The organism is Pseudomonas sp. NFPP12 (assembly GCF_900103205.1).
Taxonomy (GTDB): Bacteria; Pseudomonadota; Gammaproteobacteria; order Pseudomonadales; family Pseudomonadaceae; genus Aquipseudomonas; species Aquipseudomonas protegens.
This window is the reverse complement of the sequence record NZ_FMWW01000005.1, coordinates 185,436-210,833: the sequence shown is the minus strand read 5'-3', so window position 1 is coordinate 210,833 and position 25,398 is coordinate 185,436. Positions and strand designations below refer to the sequence as shown.

Here is a 25,398-nt window from a genome sequence, read left to right as displayed (position 1 = left end):
CCGGACTCCTTTGGATGATTACAGAAAAAGCGACCTGAATGCTTTCAGGCTAAGGGTTTGATGTACCGGCGTCGGCGAGGGACACAGTTTTCGCCATCGTCGCCTGACCGCAGCCATTGACCACAGCCTCGACCCGACGTTGCAGGCACTTGGGGAAAAGTACCTCGAACATGCCCATGTTGCCGAATTGGCTGCTGGCACTGCCAAATGCGCCGGTAGCCCGTGCAAGCAAGGCCGCAGGCATGCGAGGATTCCCGGCTTCTGCCCGGATGTGCGGTATCCGGCTTTTTCAGGCAACCAGGGAGTGCAAGGTGCTGGCGACAAGTCTGGTTCTGGTGGCAGCGTTGTTGCACGCAGCCTGGAACACCCTGATCAAGTTCAGTGGCGAGCGCTTGCTGGTGGTGGCCTGCATGGACACCGTGGCCCTGCTGTTCGTGGCCATCATGCTGTTTTTTCTCGAATCCCCACCACTGGAGATCTGGCCCTGGATCATCGCCTCGGCGGCCTTCGAGCTCTTGTATCGCTATCTGCTGATCCAGGCCTATCGCGTGGGGGATCTCGGGCTGGTGTACCCGTTGATGCGCGGGCTTTCGCCATTGGTGGTGCTGGCGTTGACCCTGGTCTTCGCCGGCGAGGCGCTGAGCACTCAGCAGGTCCTAGGCATTCTGCTGATTCCCTTCGGCATGCTCTGCCTGCTCTGGCAGGGCGGCGGTGGGGCGCGGTTGCCCTGGTCGATGCTGCCGGTGGTGGCGCTGATCGGCCTGTGCATCGGTTGCTACACCTATATTGACGGCCAGGCGCTGCGCCGCTGGTCGCACCCGCTGGATTATCTGACCTGGGTCACGCTGCTCAGCGCCTGGCCCTTTCCGCTGGTGGCGGTGCTCTGGAAGCGCCCGGCCTTTGCCCTGTTCTGGCGCGAGCAGTGGCGCCTGGGGCTGAGCGTCGGGTTTTGCGTGTTGTTCAGCTACGCTCTGGTGCTTTGGGCCATGCAACTGGGATCGATCGCCGAAGCGGCTGCGTTGCGTGAAATCAGTGTGATCCTGGTGGTGCTGTTCGGCATGCGCTACCTGAAAGAACCTTTCGGCCGGCCACGGCTCTTAGCCTGTGGACTGGTGCTGATTGGCATGTTGGTGATGAAGTACTGAAGGCTCCCTAAAAACTCTAAAAAAGGATTTGCTCCATGACTGTCGCTTTCTGGTGTGTGTTGATTGCAATCATCCTGCCCTATCTCTGTACTGCCATCGCCAAGGGCGCCGGCAAATACGGGCTTCGCTACAACCATGACCCACGGGCGTTCCTGAGTACTCTGGAGGGTTTGCCCAAGCGTGCCCACAACGCGCAGCTCAACGGTTTCGAGGTGACCCCGGCATTCGCTGCGGCGGTGATCATCGCCCATGTAGCAGGTAACGCCGAGTTGGTGACGATCAACGTGCTGGCGGTGCTGTTTATCACCAGCCGCCTGCTGTACATGATCTGCTACCTGGCGGACTGGGCGATCCTGCGGTCCCTGGTGTGGTTCGTGGGCATGGGCCTGATCGCCAGTTTCTTCTTCGTTTCAGTCTGAGACACTCTTTTGCGGGAGCCGGCAAGCCGGCTCCCGCAGGGGCTCAAGGGGCATCGGGCACTTCCGGCACCTTGGGCAGCGCTACGCCCTTGGGCCAGAGCATCCAGATCTGGCCCTGCTGCTTCATGTCTCCGGCCAGCTGCCCCGCGGCATCTCCCGTGCCCCAGAACAGATCGGCGCGCACCTCACCGGTGATTGCGCCGCCCGTGTCCTGGGCGGCTACCGGCCGTACCAGGCTGCTGCCATCCGGGCGGGTGGTGGACAACCACAGCAGGCTGCCCAGCGGGATCACCTTGCGGTCCACGGCCACGCTATAGCCTGACGTCAGCGGTACGTTCAACGAGCCCCGCGGGCCTTCATTGCTATCCGGGTTGCGGTTGAAGAACACGTAGCTGGGGTTGCTGCCCAGCAGCTCGGGAATCCGTGCCGGGTGGGCCTTGGCCCAGGCGGCAATGGTGCCCATGGTCACGTCCTCTTTCTTCAGCTCGCCCTGATCCACTAGCCAGCGGCCGATGGGACGGTAGGGGTGGCCGTTCTGGTCGGCATAGCCGATCCGCAATTGGCGTCCGTCATCCAGCTGGATTCGCCCGGAACCCTGGATCTGCAGGAATTGCAGGTCCATGGGGTCGGTCAGCCAGGCAATCACCGGGGCCTTGGTTCCCTTGCTTTCGATGGTCGCCGCATCGTCATAGGGCTTGAGTACCCGGCCTTCGAGCCGGCCACGCAGGCGCTTGCCCTTGAGCTCCGGGTAGAGGCTGTCCAGGGCGACGATGATCATGTCCTCCGGCACGCCGTATACCGGCACATTGGCCACCTGGGTCTGGGTCAGGCTGCCGGGATAGACCGGCTCGTAGTAGCCGGTGATCAGGCCGGTACTGCTGCCGTTGCCCGAGCGCAGGCCGTAGACCTGCAGGTGCTCCTTGAGAAAGCCGCGGATGGCCTCGGGGGTTTGTGGCACCGTCGCGGCTGCGGCGCAGGTGGCGCCCCACACCGGGTCGGCCTTGAGGCGGGTGCAGGCGCTGCGCCAGGAGCCGAAACCGGCCAGCAGGTCGTTGTCGGCGACGCTGGGCAGGGCGTCCCAGGTGGCGCTGTTGTAGGTGGCCAGGGCGTGGGTGGGGGCTGGCTTGGTATTGTCGCCGCCGTTGCAGCCAGCGAGCAGCGCCAGGGCCGGCAGGGCCCAGAGCAGATGGCGAGGCCAGCGGAGCGGGCTCGGGTTCATGCTGTATTTCCTTGAGAGGCTGCCCGCCGCATTGGTGATGGGGGACAACCCATATTATTAATAGGGCTATTGGTCTTTGCCGGGGAGGCGAGGATACTGGCCGCCGTTTCCGTGACCAGACCTGAAGCCACCATGACGCTAAAAAGACTTTCTGTTGTATTGCTGGCCTGCCTGACGCTTTCCGCCTGTGGCGGTGTCGATCCCAATTCTCCCCTGGGCCAGCGCAAGGCGATCTTCAAGCAGATGCTCAAGACCGGCGAGGACCTGGGGGGCATGCTGCGTGGGCGGATTCCTTTCGACGGCGCGCGCTTTGCCGAAGGCGCGGTGAAACTCGACAGCCTGTCCCATGAGCCGTGGAAGCACTTCCCCGAGGTCAAGGAGGAGGATCACAGCAGCGCCACCGATGACGTCTGGCGCAAGCAGGCGCGTTTCCAGGAGTTGGCCCGCACCCTGGAAGCCGCCACCGGTGAGCTGGTGACGATCAGCCAGGTCCAGCCCTACAAGGCCAGCAATCTGGGGCCGGCGGTGCAGAAGGTCGAGGATGCTTGCAGCGCCTGCCACAAAGAGTTCCGCAATCACTGATTGGCGGCTCTGCTGAGCAGGGCTGCGGCATCAGGTTGCTTACTTGTCCAGTTCGTCCAGGGCTTGCTGCAGTTCCTTGCGGGACTCGGCAAGCTTGTCCTTGCGCTTGTTGATCTTCTCCGAGTCACCTTTCTTCATGGCTTTTTCCAGGTCGGCCTGGCGACGGCTGACCTCATGCTTGGCCTCAAGCACTTTGTTTTCCCGCTCTTTCTTCAGCGAGGCGTCGGTGCAGTGGGCGGTCACTTCGCTCAGGGCGCGCTCCAGGCCGGCCTGCTGATTGCTGTTGCCGTGGGCCTTGGCCTGTTCGATCTGGTTCATGATGGCCTGGCGCTTGGCGGCGCAGCCGGTCAACTCGGGGGCCTGCTCGGCGGCCAGCAGTGGCGCGCTCATCAGGCTGCAGAGGGTCAGGGTGGCGAGCGATGGAAAAAGTTTCATTGAAGGCTCCAGGTGAAAAAGATCAAGAAATAACCAATAAAAATACTGACTGTTGTACCGGGAATGGGCTGTTGGAGCGTATTCCGGCTTGGGTGGTTCCACGTGCCATCGGGCTAAAAACCTTCGATACCGGCGCTGTTCAGGACGCCTTGCAAGGCCAGGACCTCTGGAGCGCGAAAAAACGCCACCAGTTGTGCGGCCCGCTCCGCTCCGATACCGGCTTCATTCTGCCAGTCCAGGCTGCTTTTCATGGCCAGGGCCTGCCATGGCCCGCTCAGGTCGGCCGAGCCACTGGGCGGGATGCCGAGGGCTTTGAGCCAGCGAGGGAAGGGCTGTTGCCTGGCGCTGTGCAGGCTCTCGAGCAAACGCTTGCTGCTGCGATCACCAAAGCCGGCAATGTTAGCAAGCTCTGCCTGATCCAGGGTCAGCCAATCCAGCAGGCCTTTGATACGGCCTGTTTCAACCAGCCGGGCCCAGGTCCGGCTGCCGATATTCTGCAGGTTCAGGCCTTGTTTGCTGCTGAGCCAGGTCAGTCGGGCCAGGAATTGTTCCTCGCAGCCGGGTGATGGCTGCCAGCAACTCAGGAAGTGAAAGTCGGCTTCTCGCGGGGGCTGGATGCTCTGGCGCAGGGTGCTTTTGAGTACCACTTCATCCAGGCGCGGGATGCTCAACCCGGCGAGACTGATGGCTACCTGATCGCCGGGAACGATATCCAGGGATCGCCAGCGTTGCAGTGAGCCGAGACTGACACGGCGGATCTGCCGATCGTCCAGGGTCACCGGCTCGATCTCCAGCAGGGGCGTGATGCGCCCCGTGCGGCCGATACGAAAATCGACTTGACGAACGCTGGCCAGCACCTGGGCGTAGGGGTACTTCCAGGCGGCAATCCAGTATGGGGCCCTGGCCTGCCAGCGTTCGGCGGCGGGACGCCGGCTTTGCCGCAGGATGATGCCGTCACTGGCAAAGGGCAGTGGCGAGCGATACCAGCGGGCCCGCCACTGTTGTGCCTCGGCGAAGCCGCCTACGGGCCGGCTGTACTCGCGGGGTTCGGCAAAGCCAAGGTCTGCCAGTTGTTCCAGGCGTTCGCTCAACGTAGCCGGGCCCTGGGGCCAGTCCCAGACAAACAGCCCGATCTGCGCCGCCTCCGCCGCCGTCAGCTGTTTGCGCGCCATCCAGCCTGCCACCCGGTTGCGCGCCTTGAGGCTGCCGGAGCGAGCCTGGACATGCTGCTCCAGGCGCAGATAGAGCTCTCCTTGCAGCAACAGGTCGACGGGCCGTGGCAGTCGTTTGGGTATGGCCTCGATTTGCCGGGCTGCAGGGGTCCAGTCATGGCCATGCACGCCGTCGCCACGGCTGAGTGCTTGCTGGAACTGCCCCCGGTGGTAGATCAGGGTCACCGCTACGCCGTCGACCTTGGGTTGCGCCCAGATGTCGTCGCGGCCCTTGAGCCACCCCGTCACGGCATTGGCATCGGCGAGTTTTTCCACTCCTGTGTGGGGGATGGGGTGGCGGATGCTGCCCCCGGCGCCGAGCAGGGGCTGGTCCATTGCCCGGGGAGCCTGGGGGAAGCACTGGCGCCAGGTGAGCAGGCGCTGGCGGGCCTGATCGTAGAGCTCATCCGCCACCAGTGATCGGCCGTCACGGTAGTAGCTGCTATCCCAGCGCTGCAGTTGCTGCTGCAGGGCGGTGATTTCATCGGTGGCACGGGGAGCCGGCCAGTCGGGGCAGGCGGCCTGGGCGAAGAATGGAGTGAGGCTCAGCAGCACAACGGCTCTTGGCAGCATGGGGAGCATCCTTGCTCTGTGGGTCATGCGCTAAAGGCTAGAGGGGATTGGCTTAAGGCCGGGGCGAAGGTGGTTGCGAGGTGTTTCCCCGTCAGGGAACACCTGTGCCCTTGCTCGCTCGCCCCCGTACCTGCAGCGGTTTGCGGGATGAGCTAGAAACCTCAGGCGACAAAAAAGCCCCGCCGGGCGAGCCGGGCGGGGCTTTGGATGTTGCCAGGTGAAGCTTACAGGCCGGCAGCGGCGCGCAGGGTGTCGGCGCGGTCGGTCTTTTCCCAAGTGAAGGTGGTGAAGGTGTCGTCACCCACGGTCTTGGTTTGCGGAGCCCGGCCGAAGTGACCGTAGGCGGCGGTTTCCTGGTACATCGGGTGCAGCAGGTCGAGCATGGTGGTGATTGCGTAGGGGCGCAGGTCGAACACTTCGCGTACCAGCTTGATGATCTTGTCGTCGCTGATCTTGCCGGTGCCGAAGGTGTTCAGCGAGATCGAGGTCGGTTGGGCCACGCCGATGGCGTAGGACACCTGGATCTCGCAGCGCTCGGCCAGGCCGGCGGCAACGATGTTCTTGGCCACGTAGCGACCGGCGTAAGCGGCGGAACGGTCGACCTTGGATGGATCCTTGCCGGAGAACGCGCCACCGCCGTGGCGGGCCATGCCGCCGTAGCTGTCGACGATGATCTTGCGGCCGGTCAGGCCGCAGTCACCCACCGGGCCACCGATGATGAACTGGCCGGTCGGGTTGATGTGGAACTGGGTGTCCTTGCTCAGCAACTCGGCAGGCAGCACGTGCTTGACGATCAGCTCCATCACGCCTTCGCGCAGGTCGTTGTAGGACACCTCGGGGTTGTGCTGGGTCGACAGCACCACGGCATCGATACCGACCACCTTGCCGCCTTCGTAGCGGCAGGTGACCTGGGATTTGGCGTCCGGGCGCAGCCAAGGCAGCAGGCCCGATTTGCGGGCTTCGGCCTGGCGCTGGACCAGTTGGTGCGAGAAGGTGATCGGCGCTGGCATCAGCACCTCGGTTTCGTTGCTGGCGTAGCCGAACATCAGGCCCTGGTCGCCAGCGCCCTGATCTTCCGGCTTGGCGCGGTCGACGCCCTGGTTGATGTCGGGGGACTGCTTGCCAATGATGTTCATCACGCCGCAGGTAGCGCCGTCGAAGCCGACGTCGGAGCTGGTGTAGCCGATATCGCAGATCACATCGCGAACGATCTGTTCCAGGTCGACCCAGGCACTGGTGGTGACTTCGCCGGCAACAATGGCCACGCCAGTCTTGACCAGGGTCTCGACCGCTACGCGGGCGTGCTTGTCCTGGGTAATGATGGCGTCCAGCACCGCATCGGAAATCTGGTCAGCGATTTTATCCGGATGCCCTTCAGACACGGACTCGGAGGTGAAAAGGGAGTATTCGCTCATCTCGACGGTTTCCTAAAATTTACCGATGGTGAGTGTCGCCAGCCGGTCGCTGAAAATGGCGGACCTGGATCTGGAAACCATTACGTAAGCCTACATACAGGCTTTCCCCGGGAGTCAGTCCCGCAGCGGTGGCCCAACGGGCCAAATCATCTTGTTCGAACCCTAGCCAGAGATCGCCGCAAGCCTCTTTGGCCCAACTCTGGTTGTGGCTGCACAAGTCTGTCACTAACAGGCTGCCGCCTGGTTGCAGCAATTGGGCCATCTGCTTGAGGGCCTCGGCCGGCGCGGCGAAATGGTGCAGGACCATGTTCAGCACCACGCAATCGGCCTGCAGCTGTACACCGTTCAATGCATCGGCCAATTGCAGGCTGACGTTAGCCAATGTTTCGCGTTCGCACAGCTGGCGTGCCAGCTCCAGCATCGCCGGGCTGTTGTCCAGCGCGGTAACCCGGGCAAAGCGTCGGGCCAGCTCGGGGAGAAATCCACCGTCGCCGGGGCCGACTTCAATGGCCGTGGCCACTGGGTCGAAACTCAGTTTGTCCAGCAGCGCCAGCACACTGTCGCGATACTGGGGCAGTCCTGCGATCAGGTCCTGCTGGGCGCGGAATTTTTCCGCCACCCGGGAAAAGAAGTCCTGGCTGGCTGCAGCCCGCTGCCGGTGCACCAGGCTGATCCGGGCCTGTACCTCGCCCGGCAGGTTCAGCTGGTCGACCTCTTCCAGCAAGGCTGCGTGCAGTTTGCCGCCCAGGAGCCCGGTATGGGGCAGGGCGCGGCGATAGAAAATCGCATTGCCTTCACGGCGGGTTGCCACCAGGCTGGCCTGGGCCAGGACCTTCAGGTGGTGGCTCATGCCCGACTGGCCGATGGCGAAGATCTGCGCCAGCTCCAGCACACCAAACGAATCGTTGCTCAGCGCGCGCAATACATTCAGCCGCAGGGGGTCGCCGCCGGCCTTGCACAGGGCCGCCAGTTCGTCGCAATCGTCATGGCTGATGGCAGGCGCGGGCAGGTTCATGGGGCAGCAGTCTAGAGATGCCCGCAAATGCTCGCAAGGCCAATATCAAAAAGTTTTGATATTGGAGTCTACAGGGGCTTTTCCAGAGCCTCTGCTTCTACAGTCAACGAGCGGCGAAGGGGTTTCATCAATGGATTGTGTCTTCAACAGGGGAAAAACATGCCTGAGTGACTATCTGTCATTGCCCCCGCCTGACGCCTGAGGGAAAATGCAGGCCTTTTTTCCGTTTCGTTTTATTCAATCCCCAGGAGATCAGCGATGCCAAGCCGTCGTGAGCGTGCCAACGCCATTCGTGCCCTCAGCATGGATGCCGTGCAAAAAGCCAACAGCGGCCATCCAGGTGCCCCTATGGGTATGGCGGATATCGCCGAAGTACTTTGGCGTGACTACCTGAAGCACAACCCGAGCAACCCATCCTTCGCCGACCGCGACCGCTTCGTGCTGTCCAATGGCCACGGCTCGATGTTGATCTACTCGCTGCTGCACCTGACCGGCTACGACCTGTCGATCGATGACCTGAAGAACTTCCGCCAACTGCACAGCCGCACCCCGGGCCACCCGGAGTTCGGTTACACCCCAGGCGTGGAAACCACCACCGGCCCGCTGGGCCAGGGCCTGGCCAACGCTGTGGGCTTTGCCCTGGCGGAGAAAGTCCTGGCGGCGCAGTTCAACCGTCCAGGCCACAACATCGTCGACCATCACACCTACGTGTTCCTGGGTGATGGCTGCATGATGGAAGGCATTTCCCACGAAGTCGCTTCCCTGGCAGGCACCCTGGGCCTGGGCAAGCTGATCGCCTTCTACGATGACAACGGCATCTCCATCGACGGCGAAGTCGAAGGCTGGTTCACCGACGACACGCCCAAGCGTTTCGAAGCCTATAACTGGCAAGTGATCCGCAACGTCGACGGCCACGATCCGGAAGAGATCAAGACCGCCATCGACACCGCGCGCAAGAGCCCGCTGCCGACCCTGATCTGCTGCAAGACCACCATCGGTTTCGGTTCGCCGAACAAGCAGGGCAAGGAAGATTGCCACGGCGCGCCACTGGGCGACGCGGAAATCGCCCTGACCCGCCAGGCGCTGAACTGGAACTACGGCCCGTTCGAAATCCCGGCCGACATTTATGCCGAGTGGGATGCCAAGGAAAAAGGTCGCGCTGCCGAAGCCGAGTGGGACCAGCGTTTCGCGGCCTATTCCGCTGCCTTCCCAACCGAAGCCAACGAACTGGTACGTCGCCTGAGCGGTGACCTGCCTGCCGACTTCGCCGAGAAGGCCGACGCCTACATCGCCGAAGTGGCCGCCAAGGGCGAAACCATCGCCAGCCGCAAGGCCAGCCAGAACACCCTGAATGCCTTCGGCCCCCTGCTGCCGGAAGTGCTCGGTGGGTCGGCCGACCTGGCCGGTTCCAACCTGACCCTGTGGAAAGGTTGCAAGGGTGTCAGCGCTGAAGATGCCAGCGGCAACTACATGTACTACGGCGTGCGCGAGTTCGGCATGACCGCCATCATGAACGGCGTTGCCCTGCACGGCGGCCTGGTGCCTTACGGCGCGACCTTCCTGATGTTCATGGAATACGCCCGCAACGCAGTGCGCATGTCGGCGCTGATGAAGAAGCGTGTGATCCATGTCTACACCCACGACTCCATCGGCCTGGGCGAAGACGGCCCGACGCACCAGCCGATCGAGCAACTGACCAGCCTGCGTACCACGCCGAACCTGGACACCTGGCGCCCGGCCGATGCCGTTGAATCGGCGGTGGCCTGGAAAAACGCGCTGGAGCGTAAAGACGGCCCTTCGGCGCTGATCTTCTCGCGCCAGAACCTGCAGCACCAAACCCGCGATGCCGGCCAGATCGCCGACATCAGCCGCGGTGGCTATGTGTTGAAGGACTGCGCAGGCGAGCCTGAACTGATCCTGATCTCCACCGGTTCGGAAGTCGGCCTGGCCGTTCAGGCCTACGACAAACTGACCGAGCAAGGCCGCAAGGTGCGCGTGGTTTCCATGCCTTGCACCAGCGTGTTCGATGCTCAGGACGCTGGCTACAAGCAATCGGTTCTGCCGCTGCAGGTCAGCGCACGTATCGCGATCGAAGCGGCTCATGCCGACTTCTGGTTCAAGTACGTGGGTCTGGAAGGTCGGGTGATCGGCATGACCACCTACGGCGAATCGGCTCCGGCTTCGGCACTGTTCGAAGAGTTCGGCTTCACCCTGGACAACATCCTGGGCCAGGCCGAAGAGTTGCTGGAAGACTAAACCCGGAAGCCGGGTTGTCTGTACTGACGCAATCGCGAGCAAGCTCGCTCCTGCAGGGATGTATACCGTCCTTGTGGGGGCGAGCTTGCTCGCGATGACGATGGCGCAGGCAGCACGAAGCTGATGGTTTCACCACCGGTCATTGAGAACCCCATGCCTCAACCGCGTCCCTACAAAGTTGCACTCAACGGCTACGGCCGGATTGGTCGTTGCGTCTTGCGTGCTCTGTTCGAGCGAGGGGCTGCGGCCGGGTTCGAGATCGTTGCCATCAACGATCTGGCCGACATGGCCAGCGTTGAATACCTGACACGCTTCGATTCCACCCACGGGCGTTTTCCCGGTGAGGTGAAGGTCGATGGCGATTGTCTGCATATCAATGGCAACTGCGTGAAAGTGTTGCGCAGTGCCACCCCCGAAGGCATCGATTGGGCGTCCCTGGGCGTCGATCTGGTGCTGGAATGCTCCGGTGCCTACCACACCCGCGAAGACGGCCAGCGTTTTCTCGACGCCGGCGCGCCGCGGGTGCTGTTCTCCCAGCCGATGGCCAGCGAGGCGGATGTCGACGCCACCATCGTCTATGGGGTGAACCAGGACTGCCTGAGCGGCGACGAACGGCTGGTGTCCAACGCCTCCTGCACCACCAACTGCGGCGTGCCGCTGTTGCGCCTGCTGGATCAGGCCATTGGCCTGGAGTACGTATCGATCACCACCATTCACTCGGCGATGAACGACCAGCCGGTGATCGACGCCTATCACCATGAAGACCTGCGGCGTACCCGTTCGGCCTTCCAGTCGGTGATCCCGGTGTCCACCGGTCTGGCGCGGGGTATCGAGCGCCTGTTGCCGGAACTTGCCGGGCGAATTCAGGCCAAAGCAGTGCGGGTGCCGACGGTGAACGTGTCCTGCCTGGACATCACCATGCAGACCGTGAGCGATACCGACGCCACCGAGGTCAACCGGATCCTGCGCGAGGCCGCCACCAGCGGTCCGCTCAAGGGCCTGCTGGCCTACACCGAGCTGCCGCATGCCAGCTGTGATTTCAATCATGATCCCCATTCGGCGATCGTCGATGCCAGTCAGACCCGTGTTTCCGGCCCCCGGCTGGTGAACATCCTGGCCTGGTTCGACAACGAATGGGGCTTTGCCAACCGAATGCTGGACGTAGCTGGGCACTACCTGCACACAGCCGCTCCACGCACTGACACTCAACTCTCTGTTTCTGAAGAACAGTAACCCAGGAATTGCGACCCATGACCGTGTTGAAGATGACCGACCTCGATCTGCAAGGTAAGCGCGTGCTGATCCGTGAAGACCTCAACGTCCCAGTCAAGGACGGTGTTGTCACCAGCGATGCGCGAATCCTGGCTTCGCTGCCGACCATCAAGCTGGCCCTGGAAAAAGGCGCGGCAGTGATGGTCTGCTCGCACCTGGGCCGCCCGACCGAAGGCGAGTTTTCCGCCGAGAACAGCCTCAAGCCGGTGGCCGACTACCTGAGCCGCGCCCTGGGTCGCGAAGTACCGCTGGTGGCCGATTACCTGGGTGGTGTCGAGGTCAAGGCCGGCGACATCGTGCTGTTCGAGAACGTGCGCTTCAACAAGGGCGAGAAAAAGAACGCCGACGAGCTGGCCCAGCAATACGCTGCCCTGTGCGACGTGTTCGTGATGGACGCCTTCGGCACCGCGCACCGCGCCGAGGGTTCGACCCATGGCGTGGCCAAGTTCGCCAAAGTGGCTGCTGCTGGTCCTTTGCTGGCCGCTGAGCTGGACGCGCTGGGCAAGGCCCTGGGCAACCCGGCCAAGCCGATGGCGGCCATCGTTGCCGGCTCCAAGGTGTCGACCAAGCTGGACGTGCTCAACAGCCTGAGCCAGATCTGCGACCAGTTGATCGTCGGTGGCGGCATCGCCAATACCTTCCTCGCCGCTGCCGGGCATCCGGTGGGCAAGTCGCTGTACGAGCCGGACCTGCTGGACACCGCTCGCGCCATCGCCGCCAAGGTCAGCGTACCGCTGCCGGTGGACGTGGTGGTGGCCAAGGAATTCGCCGAGAGCGCTGCGGCCACCGTCAAGCTGATCGCCGATGTGGCCGATGACGACATGATTCTCGACATCGGCCCGCAGACTGCCGCGCAGTTCGCCGAACTGCTGAAATCCTCCAGGACCATCCTCTGGAACGGCCCGGTGGGCGTGTTCGAATTCGACCAGTTCGGCAATGGCACCAAGGTCCTGGCCCAGGCCATCGCTGACAGCGCTGCGTTCTCCATCGCCGGCGGCGGCGACACCCTGGCAGCCATCGACAAATATGGCGTAGCCCAGCAGATCTCCTACATTTCTACCGGTGGCGGCGCCTTCCTCGAGTTCGTCGAGGGCAAGGTGCTGCCGGCGGTTGAAGTCCTGGAAGCCCGGGCCAAGGCCTGAGGCCTCGATTGGCCGGGCAAAGGAGTGTTCTGATGGTCAAAACGTTGCCACTGTTGATCGCCGTGGCGTTGCTGGCGGGCTGTTCCAGTGCCCCCAAGGCAACGCCTGCGGAGGATGCCGGCGAGGTGCAGAAAGGCTGCTACCAGGCTGACTGGCAGGCCGAGACGGCTCCGGTGATTAACAAGCGCCTGGGCCCTGAGGGCCTGGAGAAGTACGAGACGCCGTCAAAGGCCAGGGAACAGGGTTGCCCTTGACGGGTCAGATGGGTTAACGCAACGCGCCGGGGCCTGTTGGCCGCCCGCCGAGGAACATTGATGAAAGGTTTGATCGCCGTGGCGATGCTGGGCTTGTTGGCAGGTTGTGCCAACCTGAACCTGCTCAAGTCGCCGACCACTGACAACTGGACCACCTGGACCTGCGACAGCCAGGCCCAGGTGCTCTGGCGCTACACCGACGACAGCCGCAAGGCCGTCGACGTGCGCCTGGGGGGCGACGACCAGGTACGCCGCCTGAAGCTTGAGCCCAGCGGTTCGGGCTCGCTGTACAGCGACGACATGCTGGCGTTTCACGTCAAGGGGGAGGAAGGCCTGGTCTACTGGGTCGCCACCAATGACCTGATCGGCCGCGGCTGCAAGGCCATGTAGGGGCTGGCTTGCCAGCGGAGGCGGCCTCCAGACCTGTACAAGGTTCAAGGCCCCTTTCACCGGCGAGCCGGCTCCTGCGTGGCTGTAGAGATTTGGTTTTAACGAATGGAACAGAGCGGGTTGACCCCCGATCTGCAATCACTTGAATAGCAGTCGCCGCTACGGCAGGCTTGCACGATTAACGACCCTCGACCGGGAGAGACACACACAATGGCACTCATCAGCATGCGCCAGATGCTGGACCACGCAGCCGAGTTCGGCTACGGCGTTCCAGCCTTCAACGTCAACAACCTTGAGCAGATGCGCGCCATCATGGAAGCCGCTGACAAGACTGACTCCCCGGTGATCGTCCAGGCTTCGGCCGGCGCCCGCAAATACGCCGGCGCGCCTTTCCTGCGTCACCTGATTCTGGCTGCCATCGAAGAGTTTCCGCATATCCCGGTGTGCATGCACCAGGACCACGGCACCAGCCCTGACGTCTGCCAGCGCTCGATCCAGCTGGGTTTTTCCTCGGTGATGATGGACGGCTCCCTCGGTGAAGACGGCAAGACTCCGACCGACTACGAATACAACGTCCGTGTCACCCAGCAAACCGTAGCCATGGCCCACGCCTGCGGCGTCTCGGTAGAGGGCGAGCTGGGCTGCCTGGGTTCCCTGGAAACCGGCATGGCCGGTGAAGAAGACGGCATCGGCGCCGAAGGCGTGCTGGACCACAGCCAGATGCTGACCGACCCGGAAGAAGCCGCGGACTTCGTCAAGAAGACCCAGGTGGATGCCCTGGCCATCGCCATCGGTACCAGCCACGGCGCCTACAAGTTCACCAAGCCGCCTACCGGCGACGTACTGGCCATCGACCGTATCAAGGAAATCCACAAGCGCATCCCCAACACTCACCTGGTGATGCACGGTTCCTCTTCGGTGCCGCAAGAGTGGCTGGCGATCATCAACCAGTACGGTGGCGACATCAAGGAAACCTACGGCGTGCCGGTTGAAGAAATCGTCGAAGGCATCAAGTACGGCGTGCGCAAGGTCAACATCGACACCGACCTGCGCCTGGCGTCCACCGGTGCCATGCGCCGCCTGATGGCCACCAACCCCAGCGAGTTCGACCCGCGCAAGTTCTTCGGCGCCACCGTGACCGCCATGCGCGATGTCTGCATCGCCCGTTACGAAGCCTTCGGCACCGCCGGCAACGCCTCGAAGATCAAGCCGATCTCCCTGGAAGCCATGTTCCAGCGTTACCTCAAGGGTGAGCTGAACGCCAAGGTCAACTGAGCCTAAGCGTCGAACGAAGAAGCCCGCAGCGATGCGGGCTTTTTTGTATCCGGAATTCTTGCCTTCGTAGGCGCTGGCTTGCCAGCGAAGAGCGCCTTTGGGCGGATGCCGGGCTCAACGGCGCCTTCGCCGGCAAGCCGGCTCCCGCGCAGGAAGGGGTGTCAGGTCTTGTTGTGGTCGATGTCCAGCTTGGAAAAGGTCACCTTGCCGCCTTCGCTGGTATAGCCGGTGTTGTCCTGCACATAAACCCCGGCCTTGAAGTACAGCGGCTTGTCGCGCCAGGTCGCGCTCAGCTGGCTGTCCCACTGATAGCCGGCAGCGCTGACGCCCAGGGCGCCGCCCGGGCTCAGGTGGATCAGGTAGGAAAACTCCCGATCCATGGGCACGTTCTCGGCAATGGTGATGACACGGCCTTCCTCGTCGTCCGGGTGCAGGCGCACCTTGGCCACGATGTTGCCGCTGCCCTTGCTGATCTTGTACTGGTACTCGACCTTCACCAGCGGCTTGGTGCTGTTGTAGGCGTGGATCTGGCCGATGACGATCTTGCCCGATGAGGGCACCTGGTTCACCGCCAGGGTCGCGTACAGCAGGTTGTCCGCTTCGGGGTAGGTCCAGTTGCGCAAGGTGCCATTGGAGTAGGTCTCGCGCAGCTCGGTGCGCGGGTAGATGGCGTTCTCGGTTTTCGAGCCGGTCACCGGCGACCAGAAGAACAGGGTGCCGGTATCGGAGTGGAAATACTGGTCCTTGAACCCCTTGACCAGTGTCGGGGTGTCGATGGTCGCCGGCGGGCTGCCGACGGGAACGCTGAGGTTCCAGGTTGCCAGGTCGATCATGGTGGTTTTCCGCAAGGCATGGCTGATGCAGGTGGCCGAAGGCTTTAGCCTGCGCTTCTTAGGGGGTCTTTATAGCGCAGAAGCGGCGCTTGGCGAGGCCCGTATGGCGGATATATGGCGTCAGCAAAATGTCGAAATGCCATCTATCCCGGTTTTTATGCGGCAACTCTGTGACCGTTAGTCGGGAGCTGCGGCCATTGGCGAAGTGATGGCGTGCTGACAGCTTCTGCTTTTGAGGATCCGGGTCTAGAGTGAAACCTCAGGTTTTACCGGGTTTTTAAATCCGTTCAGTCTTATTACAGACAAGAGAAGCAGCATGGAATGCGTGCAACCAGAGGCAGCCGAAGGCCACTCCACTCTTCTGATCGTCGATGACTATCCTGAAAACCTCCTCAGCATGCGTGCTCTGTTGCAGCGCCAGGACTGGCAGGTGATGACCGCCGCCTCGGGGGTCGAGGCCCTGGGCCTGCTGCTCGAACATGAAGTGGACCTGGTGTTGCTGGATGTACAGATGCCCGGCATGGATGGCTTCGAAGTCGCCCGCCTGATGCGTGGCAGCCAACGTACCCGGCTGACCCCGATCATCTTTCTCACCGCCAACGAACAGTCTCAGGACGCCGTGATCAAGGGCTATGCCAGTGGCGCCGTGGACTACCTGTTCAAACCGTTCGACCCACAGATTCTCAAGCCCAAGGTCCAGGCCCTGCTGGAGCATCAGCGCAACCGCCGGGCCCTGCAGCACCTCAGTCACGACCTGGAGGTGGCGCGGGCCTTCAATGCCTCGGTGCTGGACAACGCTGCCGAGGGCATCCTGGTGGTGGACGAGGGCGGGTGCGTGCGTTTCGCCAATCCGGCGGTCTCGCGCCTGCTCAATGCCCAGGTCAAGGAGCTGGAAGGCTCGCCCTTTCTCGACTACCTGCAAAAGCCCCACGTTCCCGACTGGAGCGGCTCCGAGCTCTACGCCTGTTATCGCCGGGGCGAAACCTATCGCCTGCACGACGCTCAGATGCGCACCGTGCCCGGCCAGTTGATCAGCGTGGCCTTGTCCTGTGCGCCCTTGCCCAGTGACCAGAAGGCAATGGTGGTCACCCTGCTGGACATGTCCGAAGTGCGTCACCTGCACCAGCAACTGGAATACCAGGCCGTGACCGACCCGCTGACCGGCCTGCTCAACCGCCGCGGCTTCTATCAGACGGTGGAAAACATCCTGCTGCGCAGCGACCGCTCGGGAAAGTCCCTGGTCCTGCTCTATCTGGACCTCGACGGCTTCAAGCGGGTCAACGACTCCCTGGGGCACGACGCCGGCGACCGGGTGCTGCGCTGGGTTTCCGAGCAACTGAAGGACTGCCTGCACTCCTTCGACATTCTCGGGCGCATGGGCGGCGACGAATTCACCGCGCTGCTGGAGCTGAGCTTCCCCGAGCAGGCGGCGAAGATCGCCGAGAAGCTGATCGAACGCCTGTCCATCAACCAGCAGATCGATGGCCTGGAGGTGGTGCTGGGGGCGAGTATCGGCATCGCCATCTACCCCGACTGCGGCTCCAACCTGGACGGCCTGTTGCGGGCGGCGGACATCGCCATGTACGAAGCCAAGCGCGCCGGCCGCCAGCAGTACCGCTACTACGATCACGAAATGAATGGCCGCGCCCGTTCGCGGCTGATGCTCGAGGAAAGCGTGCGCAGCGCCGTGGAGCGCAAGGAATTCACCCTGGTGTACCAGCCCCAGGTGGCCATTGCCGACGGGCGCCTGCGCGGTTTCGAAGCCTTGCTGCGCTGGCGTCATCCGAGTGTGGGCGACGTGCCTCCGGGGCTGTTCCTGCCCCTGCTTGAGGAGGCACGGCTGATCAGCCGCCTGGGCAGTTGGATCTATCAACAGGGCGCGGCCCAGCGCAAGGACTGGGAGCAGGTGTTCAGCCCCGACCTGGTGCTGGGCGTCAGCCTCAGTGCCACCCAGTTCAACATGCCCAACCTGGTGGCCGAGCTGCGCCAGGTGCTGTCGCGCCATGGCCTGCAACCGCGCCAACTGGAGGTGGAGGTTACCGAGGCCGCCTTGACCCAGAACCTGGATGACACCCGCAAACAGTTGCAGCTCCTGCGTCAGCTGGGGGTGCGGGTGGCCCTGGATGACTTCGGCTCGGGCAGTTGTTGCCTGGCCTACCTGCGTGACCTGCAACTGGACACCCTCAAGCTCGATCGCCACCTGATTGCCCGCCTGCTGACCTCGCCAAGGGATGCCGCCATTGCCCGCTGCGTGATCGACCTGTGCAAGCAGTTCGACCTGCTGGTGATCGCCGAGGGCGTGGAAACCCTCGAGCAATACCAGTGGCTCAAGGCCAATGGCTGCGAGTATGTGCAAGGTTTCCTGGTGGCTCGGCCGCTGACCGCCAGTACCGCCAGCCAGTTTGCCCAGCCCTTTGACTGGAGCGCGCTACAGGCCTGAATTCGCTACACTGGCGCCTTTTATGCCCTGCGTTGCCCCTTCATGACCGCACTCAAATACCTCCAGGCCTATCCCGTCGCCTTGCAGCAGCAAGTGCGCCAGTTGATCGATGAACAGCGCCTGGGCGACTACCTGAGCCAGCGTTACCCGGGCCGGCACGCCGTACAGAGCGACAAGGCGCTGTACAGCTACGCTCTGGAGCTCAAGCAGGAATACCTGCGCAATGCGCCGGCCATCGACAAGGTGCTGTTCGACAACCGTCTGGACCTGACCCACCGTGCCCTGGGCCTGCATACCACGGTTTCCCGGGTGCAGGGCGGCAAGCTCAAGGCCAAGAAAGAGATCCGCATCGCTTCGCTGTTCAAGGAGGCGGCGCCGGAATTCCTGCGGATGATCGTGGTGCACGAGCTGGCCCACTTCAAGGAATCGGATCACAACAAGGCGTTCTACAAGCTCTGCGAGCATATGCTGCCGGGCTATCACCAGCTGGAGTTCGACCTGCGGGTCTACCTGACCTGGCGCGACCTGCAAGGCAAGGCGGGAGCGCCGGATTAACCCCTGAAGGCAAGGAGTGGGCGATGGATGTGAGCAAGACCAAGAGCAGTTTCTACCGCCGCCTGTATGTGGCGTACCTGATCGACAGCGGCCTGGCCAGCAGCGTGCCGGCGCTGACCGAAGTCACCGGCATGCCGCGGCGCACCGCCCAGGACACCATCGCGGCCCTGGCGGACCTGGACATCCTCTGCGAGTTCGAGCAGCAGGACGGCGCGCGCAACCATGCCGGGCGTTACCGGATCCACAACTGGGGCGCCATCGACAAGGGCTGGATCGAGCCCAACCTGCGGCAGATCAAGGCCGTGCTGGGCTATCCCTGAGGCTCAGGAGCGACGCATGCCGATGTGAGGAATACCGTCCTCCAGGTATGCTTCGCCCGCCACCTCGAAACCGTAGCGGCCGTAATAGGCCTGCAGATGAGCCTGGGCCGAGAGGTAGATCGGCGTTTGCGGCCAGTGCCGCTCGGCCTGCTTCAGCGCCTGCTCCATCAGGGTGTGGCCCAGGCCCTGGCCACGGGCCTGTTCAGCGATGACCACGCGGCCGATGACCACGTCGCCGCCCTGGGAAGTCGGGTCCAGCAGGCGCAGGTAGGCCAGCAACCGGTCGCCGTCCCAGGCCATCAGGTGGCAGGTATCGCCTTCAAGGTCGCGGCCGTCGACTTCCTGATAAGGGCATTTCTGTTCCACCACGAAGACTTCGGTGCGCAATTGCAGAATCGCGTACAACTGTTCCTTGCCCAGGTCGGTGTGATGTTTGCAGACCCATTCGATGGTCATCTTCATATCCTGTATTGAGTGCTGCGCGAAATAGTAAGCACATCGCCACGGGATGTCTTGCCGGTTGTCACGCAGAGAATGTTTCTGTGAGATGGGTCAAAATGCCACTACTGAGATCACTGGTATTTGTCTTCTTTGTGTAATCTGTTTTCAAGACCTGTGCATGGGTTCTGATGAGCTAATGTTAGGAGCTGGGCCGACCTGTGCCGCACAGGCCGCGACCCTGGAGTATGGGCTGGAACGCGCTGGGCCCAGGGCCCGCTAAGGATCTATTAGCATGCTGCGACTGCATCGAGCTTTGGCTTTGATCGGATTGCTGTTGCTGGGCCAGAGCGCTTTTGCCGAAAGGCTGCGGCTGGTCGCCGATGCCTGGCCACCCTTTACCGACGCGACCCTGGTCAATGGCGGCGTGGCCACCGACATTGTCAGCACCGCCCTGTCCCGCGCCGGCTATTCCAGCGAATTCGAGCAGGTGCCCTGGGCCCGGGCCCTGCTGGGCATCGGCGAGGGGCGCTACGACGTGCTGGTGAATGCCTGGTACAACGAAGAGCGCACCCAGTTGGGGCAGTTCTCCGCGGAATACATGGTCAACCGCGTGCGCTTCATCAAGCGCAAGGACGCGCCGCTGGAATACAGCAACCTCAAGCAGCTGCATGAGTACCCGGTGGCAGTGGTGCGTGGCTACGCCTATTCCCCCGAATTCGACAATGACCCCGACCTGCAGAAGGTGCCGGTGCACAACTTCGCCATGGCGGTGCGCATGCTGGCGGCGGATCGGGTCAAGCTGACCCTGGAAGACGAATACGTGGCCCGCTACTACTTGGCCCGGGAGTCACCGCGGGTACGCAATGCCGTGGAGTTCCTGCCCAAGCCCCTGAGCGAGAACAGCCTGCATATCCTGGTCAGCCTGAAGAACCCCGAGCATGCGCAGATCGTGGCCAGGTTCGACAAGGAAATCGCTGCCATGAAAGCTGACGGTAGCTACGACCGCCTGCTGCGCCAGCACGGCATGTAACCGAAGATGCAGGAGCTGGCTTGCCAGCGAAAGCGACTCCGGACCGTGCATGAGTCTTGCGGCCCCTTTCGCCGGCAAGCCGGCTCCTACGGTTTTGCGTTGTCGCTGGTGTCCTTGATCAGATGCGCCGCCAGGGTCCGCAACGGGCCCAGCTGACGGCAGATCAGCGCCAGTTGGGTCTGCACCAGGCGCTGGCCTTCGTCGACCTCGTCGGGCATTTGCTCCAGCTCATTGGCCAGGGCTTCTTCGGCATCGCTCTGGATATCGATCGGGGTCTTGTTGGCCAGACCCTGGGCAATCTCGTCGATGCTGGCCGCCAGGCTGACCCCGGCGCCTTCGATCAAGTGCTCGCGAACCTCGTCCGGCAGCCGGGTTTCGCGGTGTGCGCCCAGGCCCGAGAGGTAGCTGAGCAAGGTGTGGGACAGCACCAGGAAGCGAAAGCCCACGTCCGCTTCCTTACGGAAATGCCCGGGTTCCATGAGCATGTTGGCCAGGGTGGTGGACAGCGCGGCGTCGGCGTTGTGGGCGTTGCGCCGGGCCAGGCGGTAGGCCAGGTCGTCGCTCTTGCCGGCGGCGTACTGCTGCATGATCTGGCGCAGGTAGATGCTGTTGCAGGTCAGGGTATTGGCCAGCACCTTGTTCAGGCGCCGGCCCTGCCAGTCCGGCAGGAACAGGAACACCGCCAGCCCGGCGATCAGGCTGCCCAGCAGGGTATCGAACAGCCGCGGCAGGAACAGCCCATAACCGTCGCCCACCTGGTTGAAGCAGAACAGCACCATCAGGGTGATGGCCGCCGTGGCCAGGGTGTAGCGGGTGGTGCGGTTGGTGAAGAACACCACCCCGGCGGCAATGGCGAACAGCGACTGCACCAAGGGGCTGGGGAACAGGTCGAACAGCGCCCAGGCGATGGTCAGGCCGATGGCGGTGCCGATGATCCGCTGGCCCAGCTTGCGCCGGGTGGCGCCGTAGTTGGGCTGGCAGACGAACAGGGTGGTGAGGATGATCCAGTAACCCTGGGAAGGGTGGATCAAATGCACCATGCCGTAGCCGATGCTCAGCGCCAGGGGCAGGCGCAGGGCATGGCGGAACAGCAGCGAGGTTGGCGTCAGCTGGGTGCGCAGGCGGGTCCAGACATCCTTGAAATTGCGTGGCGAACGGTCCAGCAGGCTGCTGTCGGTGGCGTCCGCCAGGGCGTCGGGGTTGCTGGCGTCGCTGAGCAGGCGGTCGAGGGTGCCGAGGTTGGCCGCCAGGGCTCGCAATGAGCGCAACAGCCCGCGCCAGGCCGGGTTGCTCTGGATCCGCAGGTGTTCCAGGGAAGCGTGCAGGTCGCCCAGGGCCTCGGCGAAGGTGGCGTCATAGACGAACGGCTGGCGCAACTGGATGGATTCGGCCAGGGCACGGCAGGCCTTGCCCTGCTGGCGCAGCAGGCGCTGGCAGCGGAACAGCACGTCGCTGTGGAAAAACGCCTCGGTCAGGGCGTTGTACGGGTAGTGGGAAGAGCTGGCACGCTCGTGAATGTCCTGGGCCAGGAAGTACAGCTTCAGGTAGCGGCTGACCTTCGACCCCGGCCGGCCGTTGCCCACCCGGTGCAGGATGATTTCCTTGGCGACGTTGAGGGCCGCCACCACCTTGCCGTTCTGCTTGGCCAGTTCCAGGCGCCGGGCCTCCACGTCCAGCTGGCGGATGGGCTCGAACAGCGAGGACTTGAGCTTGAGGTAGTAACCCAGTTCGCGAAACAGCCGGGCCAGGCTCTGCTGCACCGGCTGGTTGGAAAACAGCGCCTGCCACAGCACCGACAGCAGGCCGTACCAGGCGGCGCCGGCCACCAGCAGCAGCGGCTCGTGCCAGAAATCGATCACCGCGCCGCCGCGCTGGTCGACGCCGATCATGGTGTAGACCGAGAGGATCAGGGTCGCCGAGGCGATGGCGCCATAGCGTTCGCCCAGCGCCCCCAGCATGGTCAGGCCGAAGCTGGCCAGGGCCAGGGCGATGGCGAAGATCCAGGGGTAGGGGAACAGCAGTTCCACCGACAGCGCGGCAATGCTGAAGCACACCAGGGTCACGGCCAGGGAATTGAGCCGGCCTTGCCAGCTGTCGTCGGTTTCCGCCAGGGCGCTGGCGATGATGCCGAGGAACAGCGGGATCAGCAGGGCCATTTCATCCTGATACCAGCACAGCGCCATGCTGCCGGTCAGGGCGATGAACACCCGCACGCTGTAGCTGAATTTATCCAGCGCCCAGAGGCGGCGCAGGGATTGGCGAAAAGAGGTCGAGGACATGGAGTAGGGCGGGCCTTCCGGGGCGATGCAGCTAAATTGAGCCAGTATTGACGACGGCGCAATGCCGTCGTCACATCGGCCGGCAAATTCTGTTGCCGTTGCCGGTCGGACACCTGTAGCCGCTGCCGCAGGCTGCGACAGGTCCGCAGGACCTCAGCGGACATCGGATCGCCGCGCCCCTTCGGGTCGTTCGCAGCCTGCGGCAGCGGCTACAGGGAGACGCAGCGGCTCAGACGTATTGGGCCGCCGCGTAGCCCGAGGCCCAGGCCCACTGGAAGTTGAAGCCGCCCAGGTGGCCGGTGACGTCCAGCACTTCACCGATGAAATACAGCCCCGGGCTCTTCAGCGATTCCATGGTCTTGGACGAAACTTCCCGGGTGTCGACGCCGCCCAGGGTCACTTCGGCGGTGCGGTAGCCCTCGGTGCCCGCCGGTACCAGTTGCCAGCTGCCGAGTTTCTGCGCCACGTCCGCCAGCTCCGCCGGGGTGTACTGCTTCATCGGCTTGGAGACGAACCAGTGGTCGGCCAGCAGGCCGGCCATCTTCTTGGTGAAGATCTCCCCCAGGAGGGTCTTGAGCTCGCTGTTGGGGCGCTCGGCCTGCTGCTGTTGCAGCCAGCCCAGGGCGTCGTGGTCCGGCAGCAGGTTGATCTCGACGCTGTCGCCGGGCTGCCAGTAGGAGGAAATCTGCAGGATCGCCGGGCCGCTGAGGCCGCGGTGGGTGAACAGGATGTTCTCGCGAAAGCTCTGGTCGTTGCAGCTCACCAGGCAATCCACCGAGGTCCCCGACAGCTCGCTGCACAGTTCCTTGAGCTGGTCGGTGATGGTGAACGGCACCAGGCCGGCACGGGTCGGCAGCAGTTCGTGGCCGAACTGTTTGGCCACCTGATAACCGAAGCCGGTGGCGCCCAGCGTCGGGATCGACAGCCCGCCGGTGGCGATCACCAGCGATTGGCACTGAACCTGGCCGAGGGTGGTGTCGAGCAGGTAGCCGCTTTCGACCTTTTCGATGGTCTGGATCGAGGTGTCCAGGCGCAGCTCCACGCCGACCTGATCGCACTCGTCGAGCAGCATGCCGAGGATGTCGCTGGACTTGTTATCGCAGAACAGCTGGCCGAGTTTCTTCTCGTGGTAGGGCACGCCGTGCTTGGCCACCAGGCCGATGAAATCCCACTGGGTGTAGCGCGCCAGGGCCGATTTGCAGAAATGCGGGTTCTGCGACAGGAAGTTGGCCGGTTCGGTGTACATATTGGTGAAATTACAGCGGCCACCGCCGGACATCAGGATTTTCTTGCCGGCCTTGTTGGCGTGATCCAGCAGCAACACCTGGCGGCCCCGGCCGGCCGCGGTCAGGGCGCACATCAGGCCGGCGGCGCCGGCGCCAATGATCACGACTTCGGTAGAACGCAAAACGGTGTCCTCGCACAAAATTCTGTAGGAGCGAGCTTGCTCGCTCCTACAGGGACGGTGGGGTTAGAGGACGCGCACGCGCAGCGAGCGGCCCTTGATCTTGCCGTTGTTCAGGCGCTGCAGCGCCTGCATGACCACAGTGCGTTCAACCGCCACATACGACTGGAAGTCGAAGATCGCGATCTTGCCGACCTGGGCGCCCGGGATGCCGGCGTCGCCGGTCAGTGCGCCGAGAATATCCCCCGGACGTACCTTGTCCTTGCGCCCGCCGGCGATGCACAACGTGCTCATCGGTGGCTGCAGCGGGGCGCCGCCCTGGGACTTGAGGTTATCGACCTGATCCCAGTTCAACGGGGCTTTCTGCAGTTGTTCGATGGCTTGCGCACGATGGGCTTCGGACGGTGCGACGAGGCTGACCGCGATGCCTTTCTCGCCAGCGCGACCGGTACGGCCAACGCGGTGAATGTGGATTTCCGAATCGCGGGCCAGCTCGACGTTGATCACCATGTCCAGCGCATCGATGTCCAGGCCACGGGCGGCCACGTCGGTGGCGACCAGTACCGAAGTACTGCGGTTGGCGAACATCGCCAGCACCTGATCGCGGTCACGCTGCTCCAGGTCGCCGTGCAGGCCGACAGCGGAGATGCCTTTGGCGGTCAGGTGATCGACGGTTTCCTGCACTTGCTGCTTGGTGAAGCAGAACGCCACACAGGAGGCCGGGCGGAAGTGGTGCAGGACTTTGGTCACTGCGCTCATGCGTTCTTCCGGGGAAATCTCGTAGAAACGCTGTTCGATCTGCGTGTCGTCGTGGAACGCTTCGGCTTTCACCGTTTGCGGATCGCGCATGAATTTCGACGCCAGTTGCTTGATGCCCACCGGATACGTGGCGGAGAACAGCAGGGTCTGGCGGCGCGACGGGGTCTTTTCGATGATGTCTTCGATGGCGTCGTAGAAGCCCATATCGAGCATGCGGTCGGCTTCGTCGAGCACCAGCGTGTTCAGGCCGTCGAGCACCAGCGAACCCTTGCGTAGATGCTGCTGGATACGCCCTGGGGTGCCGACGATGATATGCGCACCGTGCTCCAGGGAGGCGATCTGTGGCCCGAACGACACGCCGCCGCACAGGGTCAGGACCTTGATGTTGTCTTCGGCGCGAGCCAGCCGGCGCACTTCCTTGGCCACCTGGTCGGCCAGCTCGCGAGTCGGGCAGATCACCAGGGCCTGGCAGCCGAAGTAGCGCGGGTTGATCGGGTTCAGCAGGCCGATGCCAAAGGCCGCGGTCTTGCCGCTGCCGGTCTTGGCCTGGGCGATCAGGTCCATGCCCTTGAGGATCACCGGCAAGCTCTGCGCCTGGATCGGCGTCATCTGGGCATAACCGAGGGAGTCGAGGTTAGCCAGCATGGCGGGAGACAGGGGCAAAGTATTAAAAGCGGTGGCAATGGTGGTCACGGGACTGGCCTGCAAAACAAAATGTCGCGCAGTGTATCAG

The 25,398-nt window shown here is 63.2% G+C and carries 23 protein-coding genes; 13 read left to right on the top strand and 10 right to left on the bottom strand.

Annotated features, from left to right (window positions below):
* Positions 1–311 precede the first annotated feature (311 nt).
* Together BLS75_RS22065 and BLS75_RS22060 are read left to right on the top strand one after the other, a co-directional pair.
* Positions 312–1,145 (top strand): EamA family transporter, encoded by an 834-nt coding sequence (locus tag BLS75_RS22065; RefSeq protein ID WP_072451787.1) that lies wholly within the window; start codon positions 312–314, stop codon positions 1,143–1,145.
* A gap of 35 nt (positions 1,146–1,180) precedes the next feature.
* Positions 1,181–1,564 (top strand): MAPEG family protein, encoded by a 384-nt coding sequence (locus BLS75_RS22060; protein WP_011063967.1) that lies wholly within the window; start codon positions 1,181–1,183, stop codon positions 1,562–1,564.
* A 43-nt stretch (positions 1,565–1,607) separates the two neighbouring features.
* On the opposite strand, the gene BLS75_RS22055 is transcribed toward BLS75_RS22060, so the two are convergent.
* Positions 1,608–2,783 (bottom strand): murein transglycosylase A, encoded by a 1,176-nt coding sequence (locus BLS75_RS22055; RefSeq protein WP_072451786.1) that lies wholly within the window; start codon positions 2,781–2,783, stop codon positions 1,608–1,610.
* Between the two features lie 132 nt (positions 2,784–2,915).
* On the opposite strand from BLS75_RS22055, the gene BLS75_RS22050 reads away from it, so the two are divergent.
* The gene (locus BLS75_RS22050) at positions 2,916–3,365 is read left to right on the top strand and encodes a c-type cytochrome (RefSeq protein WP_011063965.1); all 450 of its coding nucleotides are present in this window, start codon (positions 2,916–2,918) and stop codon (positions 3,363–3,365) included.
* A gap of 39 nt (positions 3,366–3,404) precedes the next feature.
* Here the strand turns inward: BLS75_RS22050 and BLS75_RS22045 are convergent, their stop codons facing one another.
* The 4 genes from BLS75_RS22045 to BLS75_RS22030 form a co-directional block, all read right to left on the bottom strand.
* Positions 3,405–3,800 (bottom strand): DUF1090 domain-containing protein, encoded by a 396-nt coding sequence (locus tag BLS75_RS22045; RefSeq protein WP_011063964.1) that lies wholly within the window; start codon positions 3,798–3,800, stop codon positions 3,405–3,407.
* Positions 3,801–3,913: 113 nt separating this feature from the next.
* Positions 3,914–5,584: an NAD-dependent DNA ligase LigB gene (gene ligB / locus BLS75_RS22040; protein ID WP_072451785.1), complete on the bottom strand. Its 1,671-nt coding sequence runs from the start codon at positions 5,582–5,584 to the stop codon at positions 3,914–3,916.
* A 224-nt stretch (positions 5,585–5,808) separates the two neighbouring features.
* Positions 5,809–6,999: a methionine adenosyltransferase gene (metK, locus tag BLS75_RS22035; RefSeq protein ID WP_047289677.1), complete on the bottom strand. Its 1,191-nt coding sequence runs from the start codon at positions 6,997–6,999 to the stop codon at positions 5,809–5,811.
* 19 nt (positions 7,000–7,018) lie between these two features.
* Positions 7,019–8,014 (bottom strand): ArsR/SmtB family transcription factor, encoded by a 996-nt coding sequence (locus BLS75_RS22030; protein WP_011063961.1) that lies wholly within the window; start codon positions 8,012–8,014, stop codon positions 7,019–7,021.
* Between the two features lie 258 nt (positions 8,015–8,272).
* Here BLS75_RS22030 and tkt point away from each other — a divergent pair, with 258 nt between their 5' ends.
* From tkt to fba, 6 genes are all read left to right on the top strand, one after another.
* Entirely contained in the window at positions 8,273–10,270 is a 1,998-nt protein-coding gene (gene tkt / locus BLS75_RS22025) for a transketolase (RefSeq protein WP_011063960.1), read from the top strand.
* A gap of 153 nt (positions 10,271–10,423) precedes the next feature.
* Positions 10,424–11,503 (top strand): erythrose-4-phosphate dehydrogenase, encoded by a 1,080-nt coding sequence (epd, locus tag BLS75_RS22020; protein ID WP_011063959.1) that lies wholly within the window; start codon positions 10,424–10,426, stop codon positions 11,501–11,503.
* 17 nt (positions 11,504–11,520) lie between these two features.
* A complete protein-coding gene (locus BLS75_RS22015; protein WP_011063958.1) occupies positions 11,521–12,684 on the top strand; it encodes a phosphoglycerate kinase in 1,164 nt (387 codons plus the stop codon).
* 32 nt (positions 12,685–12,716) lie between these two features.
* Positions 12,717–12,938, top strand: coding sequence for a hypothetical protein (locus BLS75_RS22010; RefSeq protein WP_011063957.1), 222 nt, complete (start codon positions 12,717–12,719; stop codon positions 12,936–12,938).
* A gap of 60 nt (positions 12,939–12,998) precedes the next feature.
* Positions 12,999–13,328 carry an MliC family protein gene (locus tag BLS75_RS22005; RefSeq protein ID WP_011063956.1) on the top strand — a complete coding sequence of 110 codons (330 nt, stop codon included), beginning with the start codon at positions 12,999–13,001 and terminating at the stop codon, positions 13,326–13,328.
* Positions 13,329–13,538: 210 nt separating this feature from the next.
* Positions 13,539–14,603: a class II fructose-bisphosphate aldolase gene (gene fba / locus BLS75_RS22000; RefSeq protein ID WP_003229012.1), complete on the top strand. Its 1,065-nt coding sequence runs from the start codon at positions 13,539–13,541 to the stop codon at positions 14,601–14,603.
* A gap of 161 nt (positions 14,604–14,764) precedes the next feature.
* On the opposite strand, the gene BLS75_RS21995 is transcribed toward fba, so the two are convergent.
* Positions 14,765–15,436, bottom strand: coding sequence for a polysaccharide lyase family 7 protein (locus BLS75_RS21995; protein ID WP_072451784.1), 672 nt, complete (start codon positions 15,434–15,436; stop codon positions 14,765–14,767).
* 316 nt (positions 15,437–15,752) lie between these two features.
* Between BLS75_RS21995 and BLS75_RS21985 the strand changes: the two genes are divergently transcribed.
* From BLS75_RS21985 to BLS75_RS21975, 3 genes are read left to right on the top strand one after another with little or no spacing between them, the layout of a single operon-like run.
* Positions 15,753–17,876 (top strand): putative bifunctional diguanylate cyclase/phosphodiesterase, encoded by a 2,124-nt coding sequence (locus tag BLS75_RS21985; RefSeq protein ID WP_072451783.1) that lies wholly within the window; start codon positions 15,753–15,755, stop codon positions 17,874–17,876.
* Positions 17,877–17,918: 42 nt separating this feature from the next.
* Entirely contained in the window at positions 17,919–18,431 is a 513-nt protein-coding gene (locus BLS75_RS21980; RefSeq protein WP_011063953.1) for a M48 metallopeptidase family protein, read from the top strand.
* 23 nt (positions 18,432–18,454) lie between these two features.
* Positions 18,455–18,751 carry a winged helix-turn-helix domain-containing protein gene (locus BLS75_RS21975; RefSeq protein ID WP_011063952.1) on the top strand — a complete coding sequence of 99 codons (297 nt, stop codon included), beginning with the start codon at positions 18,455–18,457 and terminating at the stop codon, positions 18,749–18,751.
* A gap of 3 nt (positions 18,752–18,754) precedes the next feature.
* Here BLS75_RS21975 and BLS75_RS21970 read toward each other — a convergent pair whose 3' ends face one another.
* Positions 18,755–19,207 (bottom strand): GNAT family N-acetyltransferase, encoded by a 453-nt coding sequence (locus BLS75_RS21970; RefSeq protein WP_072451782.1) that lies wholly within the window; start codon positions 19,205–19,207, stop codon positions 18,755–18,757.
* A gap of 277 nt (positions 19,208–19,484) precedes the next feature.
* On the opposite strand from BLS75_RS21970, the gene BLS75_RS21965 reads away from it, so the two are divergent.
* Positions 19,485–20,222: a substrate-binding periplasmic protein gene (locus BLS75_RS21965; RefSeq protein ID WP_011063950.1), complete on the top strand. Its 738-nt coding sequence runs from the start codon at positions 19,485–19,487 to the stop codon at positions 20,220–20,222.
* 86 nt (positions 20,223–20,308) lie between these two features.
* Here the strand turns inward: BLS75_RS21965 and yccS are convergent, their stop codons facing one another.
* The 3 genes from yccS to dbpA all read right to left on the bottom strand — a co-directional run bounded on the left by yccS (position 20,309) and on the right by dbpA (position 25,310).
* Positions 20,309–22,501 carry a YccS family putative transporter gene (gene yccS, locus BLS75_RS21960; protein ID WP_019095267.1) on the bottom strand — a complete coding sequence of 731 codons (2,193 nt, stop codon included), beginning with the start codon at positions 22,499–22,501 and terminating at the stop codon, positions 20,309–20,311.
* 229 nt (positions 22,502–22,730) lie between these two features.
* The gene (locus BLS75_RS21955) at positions 22,731–23,909 is read right to left on the bottom strand and encodes a BaiN/RdsA family NAD(P)/FAD-dependent oxidoreductase (protein WP_011063948.1); all 1,179 of its coding nucleotides are present in this window, start codon (positions 23,907–23,909) and stop codon (positions 22,731–22,733) included.
* Positions 23,910–23,972: 63 nt separating this feature from the next.
* Positions 23,973–25,310 carry an ATP-dependent RNA helicase DbpA gene (dbpA, locus tag BLS75_RS21950; RefSeq protein WP_230493580.1) on the bottom strand — a complete coding sequence of 446 codons (1,338 nt, stop codon included), beginning with the start codon at positions 25,308–25,310 and terminating at the stop codon, positions 23,973–23,975.
* Positions 25,311–25,398: the final 88 nt, after the last annotated feature.